This window comes from Nonomuraea sp. NPDC049480, assembly GCF_044465905.1.
In the GTDB taxonomy this organism is placed as follows: domain Bacteria; phylum Actinomycetota; class Actinomycetes; order Streptosporangiales; family Streptosporangiaceae; genus Nonomuraea.
Genome location: NZ_JBITMD010000010.1, coordinates 127610 through 148465, shown reverse-complemented (window position 1 = coordinate 148465; position 20856 = coordinate 127610). Strand labels below are relative to the sequence as shown.

Genomic DNA, 20856 nt, shown 5'->3' with positions numbered 1-20856 from the left:
ATCCCGTGGGAGGATGAGCCCATGGCAGAGATCGTCGGCGGAGGACGTCCGGTCAACGACGCCGAGCGTCGCGTCATCGCATACCTGCGCGACCAGGCGCCCGCCGACTGGCTGCTGCTGCACAACATCGAGGTCCCGCGCGGCCACGACGTCTTCGAGGTGGACCTGATCGTGCTGACCGGTCACTCGATCGTGGTCGTCGACGTCAAGGGCACCCGGGGACGCATCGAGGTGTCGGGCACACGCTGGTTCCCGCCGCGCAGGGAGGCGTTCGGCTCTCCCGTGGCCAAACTGCGGGGCACGGCCAAGGCGCTGAAGGGCTTGCTGGTGTCCAGAGCCACCCAGCTCGAACGCGTCTACGTCGACAGCCTGGTGGTGCTCACCTCACCCGACGCCGAGCTCGTCGATCCGGCCGGACGCGACGCGGTCAACGTCACCACCCTGACCGGCCTGCTGGCCACGCTGAGCGACGTCTCCCGGATCAGGCGGGGATGCAGCCCGGACGCGCGGCCGTACATGACGGCCGTCCTCGACGCGCTCAACCAGACCGTGCGCCGCAGCACCGCGCCGCCCAGGTTCGGCAACTGGGAGGTCGAGGAGCAGCTCGGCGGCGACACCAAGGTCACCGAATACCGTGCGTTCAACGCGACGCTGCCGGACAGCGAGACCGTGTTGCTGCGGGTCTACCAGGCCGACCCGCTGGCAGACGCCGAGGCGCGGGCGTCCGAGCGGCAGCGCATCGCCAACGCGTACCAGACGCTGGCCAGGATCCCGCCGCACCCGTGCGTGGTGCGCTCGCGCGACTTCTTCGCCATCGACGACGAGAGCCGGTTCGTGCTGGTGCTGGACGACGTGCACGGTCAGGCGCTGCACCTGGCGCTGGGCCGCGGCGCCCGCATGACCGTGATCCAGGACCTGCTGCGCGGGCTGGCGCACGCGCACGCCAACGGCGTCGTGCACCGGGCGCTCACCCCCGCCTGTGTGCTGGTCACCGACGACGAGCACGCGGTGCTGACCGGGTTCGACTACGCCAAGCCGGGGCCGCGCGACTACACCGTCGCCCATGAGCTGGGCAACGTGCTCGACGCGCACTACGTGGCGCCGGAGTGCCAGGCCCGGCCCGACCGGATGACGACGGCCTCCGACGTCTACGCTGCCGGGGCGATCGCCTACCAGCTGCTCACCGGAGAGCTCCCGACCAGCGCCGACGCCCACGGCCCTGAGGTGCCCGAAGTGGTGCGCAGAATGCTCGACCACTCCCCCGCCAAGCGGCCGACCGCCGCCGAGGCGCTGGAGGAGCTGCGGGGCGCGCCCGCCCAGAAGTCACGGCTCAGGCGCTTCGTCCGTCGCATTGTGTCCGGATCATGACCATCAGACTGCGTGCGGTCGCCTGATCGGACCGTACGGAAGCCCCCGCCCCCGATCGGGTCGGGGGCTTCCGCGTTCCTGGCCCCGCCCTGGTTGGTGGCCCGGTGCCGGGGCCGCCGAGACGCTGGACCCGGCACCGGGCTGCTCGCGGGCGTCCGCCGCGGAACGCTCCACGGCGGACGTCAAGGAGGTCCTGGGCCGGTCCGCCACCGGTGCGGCTCGCCGGCCCGTCCTTCCTGGTCCCGGAGCTGGTCGCGCAGACCGTCCGGGTCGTCCGCGTCGATGGTCATCGCACATCCGGCATCGCGCTGCGCTGCGCTGAGCGGATGGTGTCTCGTGGCCCACCAGCGGCCCGCGTCGCTCCGCCAGATGGTCCACTTGGGGTACTCCCGGGCGATCTCGGCGAGATGCCGATCAACGGACACCACTGTCCACCTTCCCCGGGCCCCAGGCGAGGTTCCATCTCCTTAGAAGATGAGGGACTTCTCTAGAGATATCAATGATCGTGGTGGACAGGTCAACCTATCGCTTGACAGATCGGCTTGAATCAGGCGTCGAAGTCGTACTGGAGTACATACGCCGCCGAATCGAGCACCATCTCGTTGACCTCGATGGGCAGCCCGCCCGACGTGTACGCGGTGCGTGCGATGACGATCACGGGTGTGCCGCCCGGCAGGTCGAGCAGTGCGCTCTCGCGCGGTTGCGGCATGCGGGCCCGCACCTCCTCGGTGAAGTGGGCCGGGGGCACGCCCAGATCGCTCAGCCGGGCGTACACGCCGCCCGGACCCGTGTCGGGAAGGGTGATCGCGCTGCCCTCGACCAGGCGCGCGGGGAAATAGGAGGTGGCCAGCTGCACGGGCCTGGTGTCGACCGAGTAGCGGCGCCGGCGTACCCATACCTCGCCGCTCTCCAGGATGTTCGCCACCTCCTCTGTGGCGCGCTCCAGCGCCACCTCCACATGATCCACGGTGAACGGCCGGCCACGGGTGTCAGCGTCCCAGATGGCCCGGCCCTGACCCCACTGCTCTCGTGACAGGCGGCGCGAGCCGTGCCTGCGTATCGGTTTGAACAGCCGCACGTAAACCCCCGAACCTCGTCTGGGCACCGCCAGCCCTTCGTTGATCAGTACGGCAAGCGCCTGCCTGGCGGTGGCTCGTGCGATTGCGTATTCGGCCATCAGTGCGTTCTCGCCCGGTAGTCGGTCCCCGTCGCGCAACTCGCCGGACAGGATCCGGGCGCGGAGACCGTCGGCGATGCGGCGATAGATAGGGGGCTCGTGGGGTACCGGGGATTCAGACAACTTTGATCACCCTCTGTCACCAACCAGGTTGTGGCGTCTCCAGAGAACTTGCCCCGTCTTGTCCACGATCGCACAGATACAGAGGATGGTCGCGAGCTGTTTTTGAGCGGATCGTGCCCGTGTGATGAATTCCGTGATGTTTAAGCGGACCGTTACTGTGGAACGGTCCGAGCCGGTATTGGGATGGCCCACCAGCGGCGAGTAATCAATGCGAAGATCGCAGCGCCTGCCGTGTTCAGGATGACGTCGTCCACGGACGAGAAACGACCCAATCTCAGGATGTACTGGAGGAGCTCGGCCAGGACCGAAAATGCCGCCGCGACCGCCGCAACCCGGCCGATCGAGGCCATCGCCGCGGTGCGTACCGGCAGCAGGGCGCCCAGCGCGGCGAAGACCAGCAGATTGCCTCCTACCTGCACCGACACCGTCTGCCACGACGCGGCGGCCACGTCGGCGAGGTCCTTGAAGGGGACGAGGCCGACTCCGTTGGGGCCCTCGGACGGGGTAAGGATCATCCAAATCCACGGGGCGGTGCCGACCACGATGCCGACGTCGGCAATCGAGGTACGCAGAGGCGCCGGATGGCCGGCGCGAGCGCGGTGGCGGGAGAGGAGCAGGATTGCCGCCAACGCCAGGGGGAGCGCAAACGTACCAGCAATAATGACGTTTCCCCACAATTCCCACGTCCGAGCCATCCGACCATGATGGCGGGCGCTCAAGGGGTACCGGAAGATGTCCATCTGGACAGGTCTTCTCCCAGCGACCAGCGCCGTCCGGCGATCTATACCGGGAGTGAGGGAGAGATGAGGAGACCGTTGTGCTGACCCATTTCATCGGCGGTGAGCCGGTGGCGGCGGGCAAGGCCTTCCCGGTCCACGACCCGGTGACAGGCGCGGTGATCAAACAGGTCTGCGAGGCCGACCCGGAGGTGGTCGACCGGGCGGTCCGGGCGGCGAGGGAGGCGGCGCGCGACTGGGCGGCGCTGCCGGTCGCCGAGCGGGCCGGGTGGATGCGCCGCCTGGCCGAGGGCATCGAGGCGCGCTTCGACGACCTGGTGGCGGCGGAGATCGCCGACACGGGCAAGCCGCTCGACCAGACCCGCACGCTAGACATCCCGCGCGGCATCGCGAACTTCCGCGCCTTCGCCGAGATCGCCGCCCAGCGCCCCGACGACGCCTTCCACCTGTCGGGAGTGCTCAGCTACACCGTGCGCCGGCCGCTCGGCGTGGTCGCGGTGATCGTCCCGTGGAACCTGCCGTTCCTGCTCATGACGTGGAAGCTCGCCCCCGCCCTCGTGGCCGGCAACACCGTGGTGGTCAAGCCGTCCGAGCACACGCCGGGCTCGGCCGCGGTGTTCGCCGAGATCTGCGCCGACGCCGGCCTGCCCGCCGGCGTCGTCAACATCATCTACGGGTACGGCTCCGCCGGGCAGCTCCTCGTCGAGCACCCCGGCGTGGACGCCGTCACGTTCACGGGCTCCACCCGGACGGGTACGGCGATCATGAAGGCCGTGGCCGACCGGGTCAAGCCGATCTCGTTCGAACTGGGCGGCAAGAACGCCGGGCTGATCTTCGAGGACTGCGACCTGGACAGGGCGGTCGACGGGACAGCCAAGTCCGTCTTCACCAACGGCGGCCAGGTCTGCCTGTGCACCGAGCGCCTCTACGTCGCGCGCCCGATCTTCGAGGAGTTCTGCGCCCGCCTGGCGGTCCGCGCCCTGGAAGTGGTGCCGCAGCCCATGATCTCCTCGGAACACCGCGAGAAGGTGCTCTCCTACTACGCCTTGGCCCGCTCGGAGGGAGCCAAGATGCTCGCGGGAGGCGGAGTCCCGGCGTTCGGTGATCACCGCGATTCCGGTTATTTCGTGGAGCCGACAGTGGTGACAGGCTTGTCGGAGTGGTCCCGATTCAACAGGGAGGAGATCTTCGGTCCCGTGTGTCACGTCACGCCCTTCGACACTGAGGCCGAGGCGATCGACCTGGCCAACAGCAGCGAGTACGGCCTGGCCGCCACAGTCTGGACCGGCGCCCTCGACCGCGCGCACCGGGTGGCGCAGCGGCTGGAGGCGGGGCTGGTCTGGGTCAACACCTGGTACCTACGCGACCTGCGCACCCCGTTCGGCGGACTTCGGTTGTCGGGAATCGGCAGAGAGGGTGGCATCCAGTCGCTCGACTTCTACTCTGAACCCACCACGATCACCATCAAACTGGAGCAACCGGATGTATGACGAATGGTCCCAAGCCGTGGACGTGCGCACCCAGGCCGCCGAGCGTCTGGCCGAGGCCGTGCGGACGGGCAAGCCGTGCGCGCCGATCAGGGACCTGATCGGCGGCGCGGCCGACGCGTACGCCGTGCAGGAGATCGGCACGCGGCGCGCGCTCGGCGAGGGGCGGCGGCTGGTCGGCAGGAAGATCGGCGTGACGAACCCGGAGGTGCAGCGGCGCTACGGCGTCGACCAGCCGGACTACGGCATGCTCTTCGCGGACATGGCCCACTCCGACGGGCTGCCCATCCCGCTCGACGGGCTCCTGCAGCCGCGGGCCGAGGTGGAGGTCGCGCTGGTGTTCGGCAGGGACCTGACCGGTGGGCCCTTCACGGTGGCCGACGTGATCAGGGCGGTGGAGTTCGCGCTGCCCGCCATCGAGATCGCCGACTCGCGGATCGCCGACTGGGACGTCACGCTGGCCGACATGGTCGCCGACAACGCGGCGGCCGGCGCGTTCGTTCTGGGCGCGACGCCGGTGTCGCTCATGGGACTCGATCTGCGGGCGGCCCGGATGACGCTGACGCGCGGCGGCGCGGAGGTCTCCACGGGCTCCGGCGCCGCGTGCCTGGGCAACCCGCTCAACGCCGCCGTCTGGCTGGCCTCGCAGCTCGGCCGCACGGACTACGCCCTGCGCGCCGGGGACGTGGTGCTGACCGGCTCGCTCGGGCCGCTGGTGCCGGCCGGCCCCGGGGACGCGTTCGAGGCGCACATCGAGGGGCTGGGATCGGTGCGGGCGGTGTTCTCCAAGTGAGACAGAACGCCATGCGCGTGCCGGGGAAGGCCACTCCGCGTGGCAGGTTCCCGCACGTCAAACGGGCCGGAGACTTCCTGTACGTGTCCGGCACGAGCTGCCGCCGCCCCGACGACACGTTCGTGGGCGTGGAAGTCGACAAGCACGGGGCGACGGACCTGGACATCCGCGCACAGACCAGGGCGGTCATCGAGAACGTCGGCGACATACTCAAGGCCGCAGGGGGCTCGCTGGCCGACCTCGTGCAGATCACCGCCTACCTGGTCAACATGAACGACTTCAAGGGGTACAACGAGGTCTACGCGGAGTTCTTCGACGAGGAGGGGCCCACCAGGACCACGGTCGCGGTGCACCAGCTACCGCACCCGCACCTGCTCATCGAGATGCAAGCCGTCGCCTACCATCCGGAGGAGCGATCATGATTCCACCCATCGACTTCACCCGGTGGATCGACGAACACGCCCACCTGCTCAAGCCGCCGGTCGGCAACAAGGTGGTCTTCGAGGGGGCCGGCGACTTCATCGTGATGGTGGTCGGCGGGCCCAATTCCAGGACCGACTTCCACGTGGATCCGTACGAGGAGCTGTTCTACCAGGTACGCGGCAACATGCACGTCAACGTCGTCACCGAGAACGGCCCCGAGACCGTGCACATCCGCGAAGGGCAGATGTGGCTGCTGCCGCGGCGCGTCCCGCACTCGCCGCAGCGGCCCGAGGCCGGGTCCGTCGGGCTGGTGGTCGAGAAGATCCGGCCTGAGGGCACGCTGGAGAAGTTCCAGTGGTACTGCGTGGAGTGCGGCAACCGGGTGCACGAGGTCGAGGTGCAGGTGCGCGACATCGTCAAGGACCTTCCGCCCGTCTTCGAGGCGTTCTACGCCGACGAGAAGGCCCGCACCTGCGGCCGGTGCGGCGCGCTGCATCCTGGCAAGGGCTAGATGGTCATCGACGTCCACACGCACTATGTGCCCAAGGGCTGGCCCGAGTTGGGCTGGCCCGGGGCGCCCAGGCTGAGGGTCGAGTCGGAGCGCGAAGCGACGATCCTCGTCAACGACCAAGATTTCCGGAAAATTCAGGATGACTGCTGGGACCCGCGGGTCCGACTGGAAAAGATGGACAAGGACGGCGTGGACCGGCAGGTGGTCTCGCCCACGCCCGTCTTCTTCGGCTACGAGCGGCCGGCCGCGCAGGGCGTGCGGATCGCGAAGGTCTTCAACGACCTGGCGCTCGAGATCTGCTCCGATCGGCGGCTGATCCCGTTCTGCCAGGTGCCGCTGCAGGACCCCGATCTGGCCTGCGCCGAGCTCGACCGCTGTCTGGCCAACGGCCACCGGGGCGTGGAGATCGGCAACCACGTCGGCGACCGCGACCTCGACGATCTCGGCGTCGCCGAGTTCCTTCAGCACTGCGCGGCAAGGAACGTTCCCGTCTTCGTGCATCCGTGGGACCTGCCCGCCGGGCCGCGCATCGAGCGGTGGATGGCGCAGTGGCTCGTCGGGATGCCCGCGGAGACCCACCTGTCCATCCTGGCGATGATCCTCGGCGGCGTGTTCGACCGCGTCCCGGACACGCTGCGGATCTGCTTCGCGCACGGCGGCGGCTCGTTCGCGTTCTGGCTCGGCCGGGTCGAGAACGCCTGGCACCGCAGGCACGACCTGGTCGCCGGCTCCGAGCGGCCGCCGTCCCACTACCTCGGCAGGTTCAGCGTCGACTCTGCCGTCTTCGACGAGCGCGCGCTGCGACTGCTCGTCGACACTCTCGGGGAGGACCATGTGATGCTCGGCAGCGATTTCCCCTATCCACTCGGAGAGTCACCGGCGGGTGACCTGATCCGGCACGCCGGTTTCCTGACCGGCCCGGCCCGCGCCAAGCTGCTCGCAGCCAACGCCGAGGCGTTCCTGGGCTGAAGGGAGCTCCCCCATGCGCGTACCGGTGCTGGGGCTGGTAGTGCTCGTGGCGGCCGGGTGCGGCGGATCGCCCCCGTACGAGGACGACCCTACGGTCAAGGTCGGCGCGATCATCTCGCAGACCGGCGTGTACGCAATGCTCGGCGACGAGATGGAGACCGCCATGCGCCTCTACCTTGACGACCACGGAGACCGCCTGGGCGGCCGCCCGGCCACGCTGGTCGTGGCCGACGACGCCGGCAACCCGGAGGAGGGCCAGAAGCAGGCCAGGCGCCTGATCGAGGACGAGGGCGCGGACGTGATCACCGGGTTGATCGCCTCGCCGGTCGCCGAGTCGGTCGTCGAGGTGGCCGGCGGCACGCCCGTGGTGATCGCCAACGCGGGCGCGGACGCGCTGGGCGGCCCGAACGTCTTCCGCGTCTCGTACACCAACCACGCCCACGGCCACGCCGCCGGCCGGTACGCCGCCGAGCGGTACGGCCGGCAGGACGTCGTCCTCATGGCCTCCGACTACTCCGCGGGCGTTGAGACGCTGCGGGGCTTCACCGAGGGTTACGGCGAGCAGCCGCTCAAGAGCATCCTCACGCCGTTCGGCGGCCTCCCGGACCTGGAGCCGTACTTCGCGCAGATCCCGCCGGAGGCCGAGCTCCTGTACGCCTTCTACGCCGGCGCGGAGGCGGTCGCGTTCGCCAGGACGTTCAAGCAGCTGGGCTACGACGCCAAGATCGAGCTGCTGACCTGCCAGAACCTCACCGACGAGGACGTGCTGCGGGCCATCGGCCCGGACGCCGAGGGCATCACCAGCGTCGGGATGTACTCCCCCGCGCTGGACAACCCGGACAACGCCGCGTTCGTCGCCCGGTGGCGGGCCAGGACCGGCGAGAACCCGTCCACGGTCGCGCTGCAGAGCTGGGACGCCATGCGGCTGATCGACGCGGCTCTGGCCCGGGGCCGCGATCTGGGGCGCGGTCTGGCCGCCGTGGGCGAGCTGGCCGGCCCCCGCGGCACGTTCATGCTGGATGAGCGGCACAACCCGGTACAGAACTGGTACGTCCGCGAGTACCAGAATGGGGTGAACCGGGTGATTGCCACCATCCCACCACAACAGGAGTGAATGGGTGTTGGATCGCGACCATTGCCTCGCCCTCGACGCCGGCGACCCGCTGCGCGCGTTCAGAGACGAGTTCGTCCTGCCCGAAGACGTCGTCTATCTCGTGGGCAACTCACTGGGCGCACTGCCGCGCCGGGCCGCGGAGCGGGTGCGGCGAACCGTCGAGGACGAGTGGGGCGCGCAACTGGTCGGCGGCTGGAACCACGCCGGCTGGTTCGACCAGCCGCTGACCGCAGGGGACCGGCTGGCCCCGCTGATCGGCGCCGGACCTGGCCAGGTCGTGGTGGGCAACACTACCTCGATCGCGGTCTACCAGGCCGTCGCGGCGGCGCTGCGGCTGCGTCCCGAACGCCGGGTGATCGTCTCCGACATGCGGAACTTCCCCACCGACCACTACATGGTGCAGGGGCTCGCGGGGCTGCTCGGCGGCTACGAGATCCGCGACTTCGCCGAGGGACGCTTCGACGACGCGGCGGTGGTGCTGGTGGCGGAGGTGGACTACCGGACCGGCGCCCGCCACGACGTGCCGGCGGTCACCGCCCGGGTGCACGAGGCCGGGGCGCTCATGGTGTGGGACGTGTGCCACAGCGTGGGCGCCATGGAGGTGGACGTGTCCATGGCCGATTTCGCCGTCGGATGCACCTACAAGTACCTGAACGCCGGTCCCGGGGCGCCCGCGTTCCTCTACGTCAACCCGCGCCACCACGCGACCGCCGAGAACCCGCTGTCCGGCTGGTACGGCCACGCCGAGCCGTTCGCGTTCGAGACCGGCTTCCGCCCGGCCGACGGGATCAGGCGGTTCGCCGTGAGCACCCCGCACGTGCTGTCGTTCGCGGCACTGGAGGCGGCGCTCGACGTGTGGGAACGGGTGCCGATGGACCAGGTCAGGGTCAAGAGCATGGCACTGACCTCGCTCTTCGTGGACCTCGTCGCGAACGCGCTGGAGCTGGCCTCGCCCGCCGACGCCGCCGCCCGCGGCAGCCAGGTGAGCTTCCGCCATCCCGACGGCTACCCGGTGATGCGGGCGCTGATCGACCGCGGCGTCCACGGGGACTTCCGCGCGCCCGACATCCTCAGGTTCGGCTTCGCGCCGCTGTACATCCGCTACACCGACGTGTACGACGCCGCCGTCACGCTGCTGAAAGTGCTGGACGACGAGCTCTGGCGCGACGAGAGGTACGCCCGGCGGCTGGCCGTCACCTGAGCGCGGTCACGGGCGGCGGCGGAAGTCCTCCAGCTTGCGCTCGATACGGTCCCTGATCATTTCGCGGGCCTCCAACCGTGGCACGCCCGACATGAGCAGGTTGTCGTAGTCGGTGTCGAGGTGCCGGATGGAGGCGATCACGGCCAGCGTGATCGCGTTCTCGTCCAGCGCCTTGGCCGCCGCCGACCTGCCCACCCGGCCGCTCCCGCGCTGCCCGGCGTGCTCGGCGATCTCCCGCGTCCGCTCTGCGGGGCAACCGGGGAACAGCCGGGCGATCTCGGCCGCCATCCGGGCCTGGAACTCGACGTCCTGTTCGGCCCTGCGGACCCGGTCGCGCTCGCGGCGGCGCAGGCGCACCTCCTCGTCGGCCAGGCACCGCTCCTCGGCCGCCTCCAGCGCGGCCTGCTCCACCAGCAGGCCGAGCCGCTGGTAGACCTTGCGCCGCCGGTTGAACTGAACGACCACCGCCGACAGGCCGCTCTCCTGCTTGGCGCGGCGGCTGAGCGCCGCATTCCCCGCCGGCAGGAACACCAGATGGTCCATGTCCGCGCAGCTCAGGCAGTGCGGCTGCGCATCCTCCATGATCAGGTACGGGCCGGTGTCACCGCAGTCGGCGCACGTCCACGGCTCCAGCGGCGACACCGCCACCAGGTCGGGGGCCTTGCTCTGCGTCTCGACGAGCCGCCGCACCCTGGCCTCGCTGAGGTCGGGCGAGATCCAGTGCACGCGGAAGGGATCCTGCGGGTGGCAGGAGGTGAAGCGCAGCTCGCGGCGGTCGCGGGTGCCGGCCACGTACGGGGTGTCCACCGGCTTCAGCCCCTTGGCCAGCGCCCACTCCCTCAGCAGCGCGGCCGTCGTGAGCAGGCGCTCCTCGTCCACGTCCGCCAGCTCGGCCAGCGTGGCCACCCGGCCCTGCCGCCAGGTGTCCACGTGCCGGGAGTGCAGCCAGCGCAAACCCGTGACCACGTCGATGAACGTGACGTACTTGCGGGTGGTCAGCGCGATCTCGGCCGCGTCCGCGACCCTGCGCGCCAAGTTGGGCTTGCTCACAGGCCCTCCTGCGTCGGTCCTGTGAGCAAGCATGCTGCTGTGTCCATCGGCTCTCTACGCTCGCGCACGGACCCCAGTCTCCCGCGCCCTTTGTCGGGAGATGGCCAGACCCGAAGCTTTGCTTTTGCGCAATGCGGCAAGTAACCCCTTCGGATTTTCTGGAGGATACCGTGCGCCTGTTCTGGCCTGCCGTCTTCATGCTCGCCACCTCGTGTGGCCTGGCCGAGGAAGGCTCACAACCCGTCGTCACCGGCGCGTTCGGCAGCAAGCCTGTCGTCGCCATCCCCAACGGCAACCCGGGCCGCACGCCGCGGATCACGGTGCTGTCGGTGGGGACCGGGCGGCGTACCGTGCCGGGTGACGTGGTGCTCGCGGACGTGGACATCCGGCGGTGGTCGGGCAACCAGCCGTACATGAGCACCTACGACGTCAACCAGCCCACCACTGTCGTCTTCGACGGCAGGCAGGTGTCGGAGACCTGGCGGCAGTCGCTCATCGGCCATCCGGCCGGCAGCCGGATCATGCTGGTCAGCCCGGCCGCCGAGGCGCTCGGGCCCAATGTGCCGCTGACCGGCGTCTCGCCCGCGGACACGCTGGTGCTGGTCTTCGACATCCTCGGCGGCTACCCGCCCGACGCCCGGCTGGTCGGCCGGACCCTGCCGGTGATCCCCAAAGACCTCACACCCGCCGACCCGCCCCGCACGCTCATCGACGGCTCGGGGCGGGAGGTCGCGGCGGGCGCCAAGGTGATCATCCAGTACGTGGCCGCGTCCTGGCCGTCCCACGTGGTCGTGGACTCCTCGTACCGGAAGGGCGGGCCGAGCGCGTTCACGCTGAGGCCGGGAGCGGTGCCCCCGGCCTGGCTGGACGCGCTCGTCGGGCAGCAGGCCGGCTGCCGTGTGGCGGTGCCGTCACCGGGCGCCGACCCCCGGTTGTACGTCATCGACGTCCTGGACACGATCACGCACGCCTGAAACCTCGGGGCAGTCCGCCCGGAGTCACCCTTCTCCAGCGTCAGTGGCCCGGCTTCGGGACCTCCGACAGGCGGATCATGTTCACGTCCGTGTCCTCGGACACGGCGGGCTTCTCCTCGGGCTGCTCGCCGTCGTCCTCGCTCTCCACGATGACCCGCACGTCGTCCTGAGGCGAGGGCACGGCGCTGCCCTGGGACAGTGCCGGAACGGCGGTGTCGGGCACCAGCGGCCCCGCGCCGGCCTCGTTGCGCATGAGGTCGCCCAGCACCGAGCTGATCTCGTCGAGCCGCCGCACGACCTCGGTATGCGTGTTGGTCAGATATTCGACCCGCCGCCCGGCCTGCTCGTCCAATGTCGCGGTACGCTGCTGCGCCGCCGCGAGCATCGAGTCGGCCTCGTCCCGCGCCCCGGTCACCAGCTGGTCGGCCTGCGCGTGGGCGGCCTTCAGCAACTGGTCGGACTCGGCCTGGGCGGCGGCCAGCACTCGCTCCGCCTCGGCCCGCGACTCGCGCAGGAACTCCTCGGCCTCACCGCGGGCGGCGGTGAGCTGCTCCTCCGCGTCCGTGCCCGCCTGGGACAGCATGCGCTCCGCCGCCTGCGTGGCCTCGTTCACCCGGCGCTCCGCCTCCGCCTGCGCGGAGGTGAGGATCTTGTCGGCGGTCTCACGGGACGTGGTCAGCAGCCGGTCGGCCTCGGACTTGGCCGCGTCGCGCACGCTGGCGGCCTCGGCCTCCGCGTCCGACCGCTTGGACGCGGCCTCCTCCTCGCCGAGCTTGAGAATCTGGGCGAGCCTCGGGCTGAGGTCGTCGTAGCTCTGCGGCGCCTCGACCATGCGCCGTCTGGCCTCCGCCAGCTCCAGGCGGCCCTGCTCGGCCTGCTCGATCGCCCGTGCCAGCCGCTCTTCCAGATCCCGTATCTGGTTACGGGTGCGCATCATGTAGTCGTGGACCTGGCGGCGGTTGTAGCCGCGCATCACGACCTCGAAGGTGTCCTCTTGCATCAGATCGGGAATGCTCTCGTGCTGGTTCATCATGGGGGTTACCTAAGGGTGGTTTGCGTGAGGCGGGGGATAACTGCGGGTTGTGAGGGTCTGACGACGAGACGTCAGGAAACGACTTTCCTGCCATCTGCCCACGTCCGCAACCGGAACGCCATACCCGAGCCTGGAATTACGATGTGTCGAATGTACATAGCGGCGTTGGACAACGGAGCAATCCCGGACATACATCCTGAGGCGTACATCGCGCCAGGCGCGACCGTGGTCGGAAGGGTACGGGTCGGCCGGGCGTCCAGCATCTGGTACGGCTCCGTTCTCCGCGGCGACGACGAGCGGATCGAAATCGGCGAGGAGTGCAACGTACAGGATCTGTGCTGCCTGCACTCCGACCCCGGTGAGCCCGCGGTCCTGGAGGACCGGGTCAGCCTCGGTCACAAGGCCATGGTCCACGGCGCCCACGTGGAGTCCGGCGCGCTGATCGGCATCGGCGCGATCGTGCTCGGCGGCGCCCGCGTCGGCGCCGGCACGCTGGTGGCCGCCGGAGCGCTGGTCGGCCCCGGCAAGAAGATCCCGTCCGGCGTGCTGGTCGCCGGCGTGCCCGGGAAGATCGTGCGCGAGCTCACCGACGACGACCGGGCGTCCTTCGCCCGTACGCCGGACAACTACATGGCCAAGGCGCTCAGGCACCGGCAGGCGTCATCGCTTTGATCAGGACCTCGTCCGACACCGACGCGCTGTTGAGCGGGTCGGCGTACTCCGGCAGCTCGGGCCGGAGGAACCGGACGAAGTCGACGGTCAGCTTCAGGTCGGGCAGTCCCCTGACCTGTTTGGCGTTGCCCTTGGCCGCGTCCTTCTTGAGCGTGCTGTAGCTGTCCCAGTCGGTGTAGGCGGTGATGCCCCATTGCAGGGCGTCGGGAAGGGTCGAGGGCCAGCGGTTGGCCACCTTCCACTTGCCGCCGTTCTCCTTGTACAGCGCGACGAAGACGCGGCCGATCCGGGCCAGGACGAGGTCGACCCAGCCGTGCTTGACCGACAGTTCCTTAGGCTTGGAGCTGCCGTCCTTGGTGAACTTCGCCTCGACCCGGCCGCTCCTGTCGGTGGTTCCGACGGTGGCCGACACCCAGTTGGGCGTCTCGTACGAGCCGGGCTGGCGGGCCATCAGGCCGCCGAGCGAGAACTTGCGCTTGGGCCAGCCGCCGCTCTTGCCCTCGACCTTGACCCGGGCGTGCATGACGATGTCGCCGGCGAGATCCTGGTACACGAAAGGACCGCGGAATCCGTCGAACCAGGCCGAGGTCTTGGGCTCCAGGTACATCGTGCCCTTCACGGTCTTGTTCACGTCGAGCTTGGCGATCCTGTCGACGTCCTTCTCCGTCGTGCTCAGCTTGATCCACATGGACAGGTCCGTCGCCTTCGAGAACTCCGTCGAGGCCTGGCCGACCTCCCCGCCGGGGGCGGGCGGCGTGACCTTGTCCAAGGTGACCAGGCCGGGTCCGCTGGGCGTCGGCTGCGCGGATGTAGATGTGCCGCAACCGGCCACTACACTCACGATTGCTAACGTCCCTGCTACCTTCGCCCTCATAGCGGCCATTCTGCCGTGAAATGCCGATGGTTGATCCGCGGCCTCCAAGTACGATGACGCCCGTGCCACCCTGGGATGCGTTCACCGCCGCCGAGGCAGAGGTCCGCGCGATGGTCGCGGACCCGCGTTGGCAAGGGCTTTCCGTGCCCGATCGCGCCCACGTCCTGGCCGCCAGAATTCTTGTGACCCCAGATGGCGACCGCTGGCTCTTCGGCGCCCACGCGCGCTGGCATCTGTACGACCCCGCGGACGGCCGCTGGCACCTGGCGCCGCCGCCGAGGACCGCCAGGGCCCGCCAGGTGGGCCATCCGGCGGCGGTGCTGCCGGACGCCGTGATCCCGCACGGGCCCGACTTCCACGCCGAGCCGGGCTCCACGCAGGCGTTCATCGGCCCGGACGTGTCGGCGGACCTGACCGAGCGGCTCAGGGTGCTGCTGCGGGCCAGCGGGCGCAAGTCGGAGCTGGACTACCCGCTGACGGCCTTCGGCGACATCTTCGCCTCGGACGTGCCCAGTACGGTGGCGGCCCTGTGGGGGACGATCATGTGGTGCGCGTACGCGCCCGCCTTCGACGGCAACGAGCGGCTGATCACCGTGTTCGGCGAATACCTGCGCCGTCCGCTGCCCGGTGACGAGTGGGTGCGCTGGCTGCCCGCGCCGCCGCTGCTGGACCTCGTCACTCTGGTGACCGAGCGGGCGCGCTCCGGTCACTCGCGCGCCGCCCTCAGGCTCGCCGCGGTGATGGCGGACACGGCGCAGATCCTCATGTCCGACATCCGCTTCAGGCCGCGGGCGCTCGCGCTGCTCACCATGGTCGAGCCCGTGCTGCGACAGCCCGGGCTCGACGACCCGCTCCCCGACGACGAGGCGGTGCGCCTGGCGTGGCTGGGCCGCTGCCCCGCGCGGCTGCGCCGGGCGCTGCTCGTGGAGACCCATCCGGAGGCGCACTTCTCGCATGCGGTGTACGACCTGGCCGAGGCGCTGGCCTTCATGGCCGACCCGTCCAGGGCCACGGCCGCGTTCCTGGCCGATCTGTCGGACTCGAGGGGGATGCTGCCGCCCCGGCTGGATCACCGGCTCAGGATGGCGTACGAGGAGTTGGAGCGGGCCGGGCTGACCGGGACCTCCGCCGCGGAGACGACCGCGCCGGACGGCTTCCCGGTGCAGGCGCGGCCCGGCGGGGTGTCCACCGTGCCCGCGCCGGTGCTGGAGGTGGCGCCGCCGGACCGGACGAGCGCGGCGGCGGTGCTCGGGGCCGCGTACGCCATGGGGCTGGCGTGGGGCAGGCTGACGGGCGCCAAGGTGCCCGAGCGGGGGCTGGCCGGGCAGTCGGCGCTCGTGGCCAAGCTCGTCCACGAACGCGACGATCACCACGAAAGCGACGCCAACCACTCCTAAACCACTAATCGCGCTATTTCACCCTAACCTCGCCTATATCCATCTAACACTCCAACGATCACTAATTTCGCTGACTTGTGATCTCGGATTCGGGAAATGATCCCCCTGGGGCCCCACGGCGCGGAAAGGAATGACTCCGATGGGCCATGTCCCGGACGGCGGGGTGCGCCGTAACCTCGTAGAGGGTGTGGGCTGCGGAAGGAAAGGACGACGCGGTGGGGCACGACGACCTGGACTCTCGGGTCCACGACCGTGTCGCGTTGGACGAGATTGCGCTCTACGCCGAGGTACTCACGGCCGTGGCTGTCAGCGAGCGGCGGCTGACCTTGGACGAACTCGACGACGCGCTCGGATTGCGGACTTCGGCGAGTCGCTGAAGAACCATACGACCATCACGATTTCTAGCCCCGGGAACCTAGTTCCCGGGGTTTCGCATAACTAGTCACTTGCCTCCTCCAAATTGAGGAGGACTCATACTACGAGCGAACGAGACGCGCGATCGCCGCGGACGCCTCCTTGACTTTCGCCTCGGCCTCGGGCCCGCCACTGTTGATCGCGTCCGCGACGCAATGCGAGATGTGCTCCTCCAGCAATCCCAGTGCCACAGCCTGAAGCGCCCGCGTGGCAGCGGAGACCTGGGTGAGCACGTCGATGCAGTAGGCGTCGTCATCGACCATGCGCTGCAGGCCTCTGATCTGCCCTTCGATTCGCCTGAGCCGCGTCAGATACGCCTGCTTGTCTCCGCTGTACCCATGCATGCTTCTACGGTACCCGTAACCGGTATCAATGGCGGAGATCCGTGATCAGCTTCTCCCACTGCTCGGCCACCTCGCCGGGCGCGTGGCGCATCGCCGTGTCCCGCGCGCCCGCCGCGAGCGAGCGCCGCCTGCGCTCGTCGTCGATCAACGCCAGCAGCGCGGCCGCGAACAGCCCCGGGTCGGCCTCGGACTCGGGCACCAGAACCCCGTTGTACCCCGTGGCCACGAACTCCGTGGGCCCTTTGGTCCCCTCGAAGGCCACTACGGGCACCCCGCACGCCATAGCCTCCAGGACCGCCATGGCCTGGTCCTCGCCGAATGAGGTGTTGGCCACGATCGACGCCTTGGCGAACTCGCCCGCCAGGTCCGGGGTGGTGCCCATGAAGTAGACGTGGTTGTGCAGGTTGAGCTCGCGTACCAGCGCGCGCAGCCGCCGCTCCTCGGGGCCGCCACCGTACAGCCGCAGCCGCCAGTCCGGCCGTTTGCCGGCGACGATGGCGAACGCCCGGATCAGCCGGTCGTACGCCTTGGCCGGCACCCACCGGCCCCCGGCGGCCACGATCCTGTTGTCCATCCGCGAGCGCGGCCACGGACCGGCCGGCAGCGCGTCCTGCACGCAGTGCACGACGGGCCCGCCGTCCAGGAGCCTGGCCCATTCCCCCTGGGCCGTCTCCGTGGCCGTCACGACGGCGTTCAGGCGCGGGTAGAAGCGCTTCACGGGGCCGGGCACGGTCGGGCGGCTCCACACCTTGGCGATCTTTAAGAGCTCACGGGGAGCGTGCCTGGCGGCCTGGACGCCGAGACCTGGCCGGGTGGTGATGAGCACGTCGCACTTGAGCGCGCGCAGCATCCGCCACAGCGCCACCTCGGTGCGGACCTGACCCCGCGGCAGCAGGTGCCTGACCCCGGGGCGTACGTCGACCACGTCGCGCATGGCCACATCGGAGCCGACGGGGAAGAACGGCTTCTCCTTCTGCCGCCTGACGCTGATCACCTCGACCTCGTGCCGCGCCGCCAGGGCTGAGGCGAGGCTGAGCGTGGCACGCACGTCGCCCCGCATGCCGTAGGCGGACGGCATGATCAAGCTGACCTTCATCCGCCCACCTCGATGCGCAGCTCGTCGTCGGCGGTGTAGGAGGGCCTGATCGGCACGTCGTCCACCTTGGCCGCGGGGTAGTGCAGCCGGCGCCGTTTGCCGTCCACGTCATCGAGCCTGGCACCCAGCTTCAGCGGCGTGGGCACGCCCTCGACCTGAAGCGCGGGCTCCCAGGTGCCGGAGACTCCCGAGGCATCGGGATCGGCGGCGACCACGTCCACGAGCGAGACGGCCGCGTGGAAGCGCACGCCCTGGACGAAGGCGGTGGCGGTCACCCTGGCGCTCGTCTGCCTGCGGTCCAGGGTGAACGTGGCCTCGTGACGGGAGTCGTCGTCCTCGAGCCCGGTGAAGGCCAGCAGGCCCGTGACCTCGAAGCGGCCTTCCCTGATCCACACCGCACGCACCTCGGCCGCCGGCTCGGCATCGGAGATCTTCAGCGCCAGGAAGCCGTTGCGCGTGCGATAGGAGCGGTAGGCGAGGGTGCGCTTGCACAACGCGTACGCGTCGAGGTGGTCGAGCGAGAAGCCCGGGTCCACGCTGCGCAGCCTGCTGCGCTTGCCGTCCGCCCCCCGCAGGTAGGCGTCCCAGCGCCCGGTACTGAGATCCAGCGGCGCCAGCGAGACCGCCAGCGTGGCCTCGCACGCCCGCGCCCCCGGCGTGGTCAGCCGCACGTCACGCTCGACGCCCGTGGTGCGGTGCCTGAGCACGAGATCGGTGCCGTCCTGCAGCGGTTCGTCGATGGCCAATCGCAGGGAGAGCACGTCCGCCAGGGTGACCTCGGCGTCGGTGACGACGACGCCCATCACAAGCCCCCTCCCCCTCGAATAGAGCCATGCGACGTTGAGGTTACCGTGATTTTCCCGTTATGTGGATGGCAGATTTCTCGTAACCACACGCGCTGACATGCGAAACTCCTCCACATGGCCTGTGGAGGAGTCCGACTTTCCTCCGTCAGGAAGCGCCCTTGACCGACTTGATCAAGAGCTGGGCCACGTCCACGACCTCCAGCGACTCCTTCGCCTCGCCGTTGTTCTTCTTCTCGTTGATCGCGTCACCCAGCATCACCATGCAGAACGGGCAGGCAGTGGAGACGGTGTCCGGGTTCGTGGTCAGCGCCTCGTCCACCCGCTCGGTGTTGATGCGCTTGCCGATGCGCTCCTCCATCCACATCCGCGCGCCGCCCGCGCCGCAGCAGAAGCCGCGGTCCTTGTGCCGGTGCATCTCCTGGGTCTGCACGCCGGGCACCTTGGACATGATGTCGCGTGGCTGGGAGTAGACCTTGTTGTGGCGGCCGAGGAAGCACGGGTCGTGGTAGGTGATCTTCTCCTCGATCGGTGTGATCGGGGTCAGCTTGCCCTCGTCGACCAGCTTGGCCAGCAGCTGGGTGTGGTGCACGACCTCGTACGTGCCGCCGAGCTGCGGGTACTCGTTCGCCAGGGTGTTGAAGCAGTGCGGGCAGGTGGCCACGATCTTCTTGACGCCCGCCTCGTTGAGCGTCTCGATGTTCTGCTGGGCGAGCATGTTGAACAGGTACTCCATGCCCAGGCGGCGGGCCGGGTCGCCGGTGCAGGCCTCCATCGGGCCGAGCACGGCGAACTTCACGCCCGCGATGTGCAGCAGCTCCGCCACCGCCCTGGTGGTCTTCTTGGCCCGGTCCTCCAGCGCACCCGCGCAGCCCACCCAGAACAGGTATTCGGCGTCCTCGGGCATCTTCTCCTCGACGACCTCGACCTCGAAGTCGAGCTCCTCGATCCAGTCGGCCCGCTTCATCTCGGACATCCCCCACGGGTTGCCCTTGTTCTCCAGGTTCTTGACCATCACCCCCGCCTCGGACGGGAACGACGACTCCACCATCACCTGGTAGCGGCGCATGTCGAGGATGTGGTCGATGTGCTCGATGTCCACCGGGCACTGCTCGACGCAGGCGCCGCAGTTGGTGCACGACCACAGCACGTCCGGGTGGATCACGCCTTCCTCGCCGATCAGCGGCTTCTCCAGCAGCGCCAGCACGTCGGTGTCCTTGTGCTCGACGCCGCCCGCGGCCGCCATCAGGTACGGGGCCACCTTGAAGGCGTGGTCGCGCTGGTCAAGGATGAGCATCTTCGGCGAGAGCGGCTTGTCGGTGTTCCACGCCGGGCACTGCGACTGGCAGCGGCCGCACTCCGTACAGGAGTAGAAGTCCAGGAACCCCTTCCACGTGGTATCGCCGATCTTGCCGCGCCCGAGCCGCTCCGGGTCGAGGTCCTCGTCCTCGAAGTCCACCAGCTTGCCGTCCACGCGCATCTCCACCGCGGCGCCCAGCCCGTCGGGGCGGCGCGAGAAGAGCACGTTGAGCGGCGCGGTGAAGATGTGCAGGTGCTTGGAGTTCACCACGATGACCAGGAACACCAGCATGAAGCCGATGTGCAGCAGCAGCGAGATCTCCTCCAGCACCGCGCTGGCCGGCAGCGCCTCGCCCAGGGCCAGCGAGGCGAACGCGCCCGAGGAGTAGGGGAAGTTGCCGTTGGCCGCCGCCGCGCCGCGGGCCAGGAACAGCGTCCAGATGATGTTGAAGATCATGAACAGGACGAGCCACGCGCCGCCCAGGTGCGAGCCGGAGAAGCGGGAGGTGCGGCCGAGCGTCTTGGGTGAGTTCTTGATCCGGATCCCGGCGAAGACCGCCAGGCCGGCCAGGCAGGCCACCGCGATGAAGTCCTGCAGGAAACCCAGCACGGCCCAGGTCCCGATGAGCGGGATGTGGAAGTCGGGCCGGCCCGTGATCGCACCCTGAATGATCGCGCCGTACGCCTCGATGTAGACGGTCAGAAGGATGAAGAACGCCCACATGACGAAGAAATGCGCCAGGCCCGACGGCGTCCACTTGAGCAGCTTCTTCTGCCCGAACACCTCGACGAGCTGCGCCTTGACCTCATCGGCCGCGTGCGTCTTGGCGTACTCCACCCGCTCCGGCGCGGGTGGGCCGACGGTCGCCAGCTTGAACAGGAACAGCGCCCTGCGGCCGGCGACGGCCACCGCCAGGACGGTCATGACGAGCCCGATGATGGCTACCCAGAGCACGGGTCCTCCCACAGACGACGTTGGCTGTCAGCGTACGGTCAG

Annotated in this window: 22 protein-coding genes; 12 read left to right on the top strand and 10 right to left on the bottom strand. The window is 69.4% G+C overall.

The features are described 5' to 3' along the window. Window positions 1-21 precede the first annotated feature (21 nt). Window positions 22-1368: an NERD domain-containing protein gene (locus ACIBX3_RS28245; RefSeq protein ID WP_397122049.1), complete on the top strand. Its 1347-nt coding sequence runs from the start codon at window positions 22-24 to the stop codon at window positions 1366-1368. A 182-nt stretch (window positions 1369-1550) separates the two neighbouring features. On the opposite strand, the gene ACIBX3_RS28240 is transcribed toward ACIBX3_RS28245, so the two are convergent. The 3 genes from ACIBX3_RS28240 to ACIBX3_RS28230 all read right to left on the bottom strand — a co-directional run bounded on the left by ACIBX3_RS28240 (window position 1551) and on the right by ACIBX3_RS28230 (window position 3408). Further along, window positions 1551-1793, bottom strand: coding sequence for a hypothetical protein (locus ACIBX3_RS28240; protein ID WP_397122047.1), 243 nt, complete (start codon window positions 1791-1793; stop codon window positions 1551-1553). 122 nt (window positions 1794-1915) lie between these two features. Further along, entirely contained in the window at window positions 1916-2668 is a 753-nt protein-coding gene (locus ACIBX3_RS28235; protein WP_397122045.1) for a GntR family transcriptional regulator, read from the bottom strand. 152 nt (window positions 2669-2820) lie between these two features. Next, window positions 2821-3408: a VanZ family protein gene (locus ACIBX3_RS28230; protein ID WP_397122043.1), complete on the bottom strand. Its 588-nt coding sequence runs from the start codon at window positions 3406-3408 to the stop codon at window positions 2821-2823. Between the two features lie 77 nt (window positions 3409-3485). On the opposite strand from ACIBX3_RS28230, the gene ACIBX3_RS28225 reads away from it, so the two are divergent. Genes ACIBX3_RS28225 through kynU form a run of 7 tightly spaced genes read left to right on the top strand, consistent with a single transcriptional unit; the run spans window position 3486 to window position 9903 of the window. After that, the gene (locus ACIBX3_RS28225) at window positions 3486-4895 is read left to right on the top strand and encodes an aldehyde dehydrogenase family protein (protein WP_397122041.1); all 1410 of its coding nucleotides are present in this window, start codon (window positions 3486-3488) and stop codon (window positions 4893-4895) included. Further along, on the top strand, window positions 4888-5685 hold the full coding sequence (locus ACIBX3_RS28220) for a 2-keto-4-pentenoate hydratase (RefSeq protein ID WP_397122039.1): 798 nt from the start codon (window positions 4888-4890) through the stop codon (window positions 5683-5685). The genes ACIBX3_RS28225 and ACIBX3_RS28220 overlap by 8 nt, the downstream gene beginning before the upstream one ends. Further along, entirely contained in the window at window positions 5682-6107 is a 426-nt protein-coding gene (locus ACIBX3_RS28215) for a RidA family protein (protein WP_397122037.1), read from the top strand. The genes ACIBX3_RS28220 and ACIBX3_RS28215 overlap by 4 nt, the downstream gene beginning before the upstream one ends. Further along, window positions 6104-6619: a 3-hydroxyanthranilate 3,4-dioxygenase gene (locus tag ACIBX3_RS28210; RefSeq protein WP_397122035.1), complete on the top strand. Its 516-nt coding sequence runs from the start codon at window positions 6104-6106 to the stop codon at window positions 6617-6619. Before ACIBX3_RS28215 ends, ACIBX3_RS28210 begins: the two co-directional genes overlap by 4 nt. Beyond that, a complete protein-coding gene (locus ACIBX3_RS28205; protein ID WP_397122033.1) occupies window positions 6620-7588 on the top strand; it encodes an amidohydrolase family protein in 969 nt (322 codons plus the stop codon). It abuts the gene before it with no gap. Between the two features lie 13 nt (window positions 7589-7601). Then, window positions 7602-8702: an ABC transporter substrate-binding protein gene (locus tag ACIBX3_RS28200; protein ID WP_397122031.1), complete on the top strand. Its 1101-nt coding sequence runs from the start codon at window positions 7602-7604 to the stop codon at window positions 8700-8702. Between the two features lie 4 nt (window positions 8703-8706). Then, window positions 8707-9903: a kynureninase gene (gene kynU / locus ACIBX3_RS28195; protein ID WP_397122029.1), complete on the top strand. Its 1197-nt coding sequence runs from the start codon at window positions 8707-8709 to the stop codon at window positions 9901-9903. 6 nt (window positions 9904-9909) lie between these two features. Here kynU and ACIBX3_RS28190 read toward each other — a convergent pair whose 3' ends face one another. Further along, window positions 9910-10953, bottom strand: coding sequence for a DUF2293 domain-containing protein (locus tag ACIBX3_RS28190; RefSeq protein ID WP_397122027.1), 1044 nt, complete (start codon window positions 10951-10953; stop codon window positions 9910-9912). 170 nt (window positions 10954-11123) lie between these two features. Here ACIBX3_RS28190 and ACIBX3_RS28185 point away from each other — a divergent pair, with 170 nt between their 5' ends. Then, window positions 11124-11927 carry an FKBP-type peptidyl-prolyl cis-trans isomerase gene (locus tag ACIBX3_RS28185; RefSeq protein ID WP_397122025.1) on the top strand — a complete coding sequence of 268 codons (804 nt, stop codon included), beginning with the start codon at window positions 11124-11126 and terminating at the stop codon, window positions 11925-11927. 40 nt (window positions 11928-11967) lie between these two features. On the opposite strand, the gene ACIBX3_RS28180 is transcribed toward ACIBX3_RS28185, so the two are convergent. Then, entirely contained in the window at window positions 11968-12960 is a 993-nt protein-coding gene (locus ACIBX3_RS28180; RefSeq protein ID WP_397122023.1) for a hypothetical protein, read from the bottom strand. 150 nt (window positions 12961-13110) lie between these two features. Between ACIBX3_RS28180 and ACIBX3_RS28175 the strand changes: the two genes are divergently transcribed. Continuing rightward, a complete protein-coding gene (locus ACIBX3_RS28175; protein WP_397122021.1) occupies window positions 13111-13632 on the top strand; it encodes a gamma carbonic anhydrase family protein in 522 nt (173 codons plus the stop codon). Here ACIBX3_RS28175 and ACIBX3_RS28170 read toward each other — a convergent pair. Continuing rightward, window positions 13604-14473: a hypothetical protein gene (locus ACIBX3_RS28170; RefSeq protein WP_397122019.1), complete on the bottom strand. Its 870-nt coding sequence runs from the start codon at window positions 14471-14473 to the stop codon at window positions 13604-13606. The genes ACIBX3_RS28175 and ACIBX3_RS28170 overlap by 29 nt on opposite strands. A gap of 86 nt (window positions 14474-14559) precedes the next feature. Between ACIBX3_RS28170 and ACIBX3_RS28165 the strand changes: the two genes are divergently transcribed. Further along, entirely contained in the window at window positions 14560-15903 is a 1344-nt protein-coding gene (locus ACIBX3_RS28165; RefSeq protein WP_397122017.1) for a hypothetical protein, read from the top strand. Between the two features lie 215 nt (window positions 15904-16118). Beyond that, complete coding sequence (locus ACIBX3_RS28160) at window positions 16119-16280, top strand: hypothetical protein (RefSeq protein WP_020540796.1); 162 nt, start codon at window positions 16119-16121, stop codon at window positions 16278-16280. Between the two features lie 99 nt (window positions 16281-16379). On the opposite strand, the gene ACIBX3_RS28155 is transcribed toward ACIBX3_RS28160, so the two are convergent. The 4 genes from ACIBX3_RS28155 to ACIBX3_RS28140 form a co-directional block, all read right to left on the bottom strand. Beyond that, window positions 16380-16661 (bottom strand): metal-sensitive transcriptional regulator, encoded by a 282-nt coding sequence (locus tag ACIBX3_RS28155; protein WP_043615428.1) that lies wholly within the window; start codon window positions 16659-16661, stop codon window positions 16380-16382. 25 nt (window positions 16662-16686) lie between these two features. After that, window positions 16687-17757, bottom strand: a complete 1071-nt coding sequence (locus ACIBX3_RS28150) for a glycosyltransferase (protein ID WP_397122015.1) — start codon at window positions 17755-17757, stop codon at window positions 16687-16689. After that, complete coding sequence (locus ACIBX3_RS28145) at window positions 17754-18560, bottom strand: hypothetical protein (protein ID WP_397122013.1); 807 nt, start codon at window positions 18558-18560, stop codon at window positions 17754-17756. The genes ACIBX3_RS28150 and ACIBX3_RS28145 overlap by 4 nt, the downstream gene beginning before the upstream one ends. Window positions 18561-18708: 148 nt before the next feature. After that, window positions 18709-20814 (bottom strand): (Fe-S)-binding protein, encoded by a 2106-nt coding sequence (locus ACIBX3_RS28140; protein WP_397122011.1) that lies wholly within the window; start codon window positions 20812-20814, stop codon window positions 18709-18711. Window positions 20815-20856: the final 42 nt, after the last annotated feature.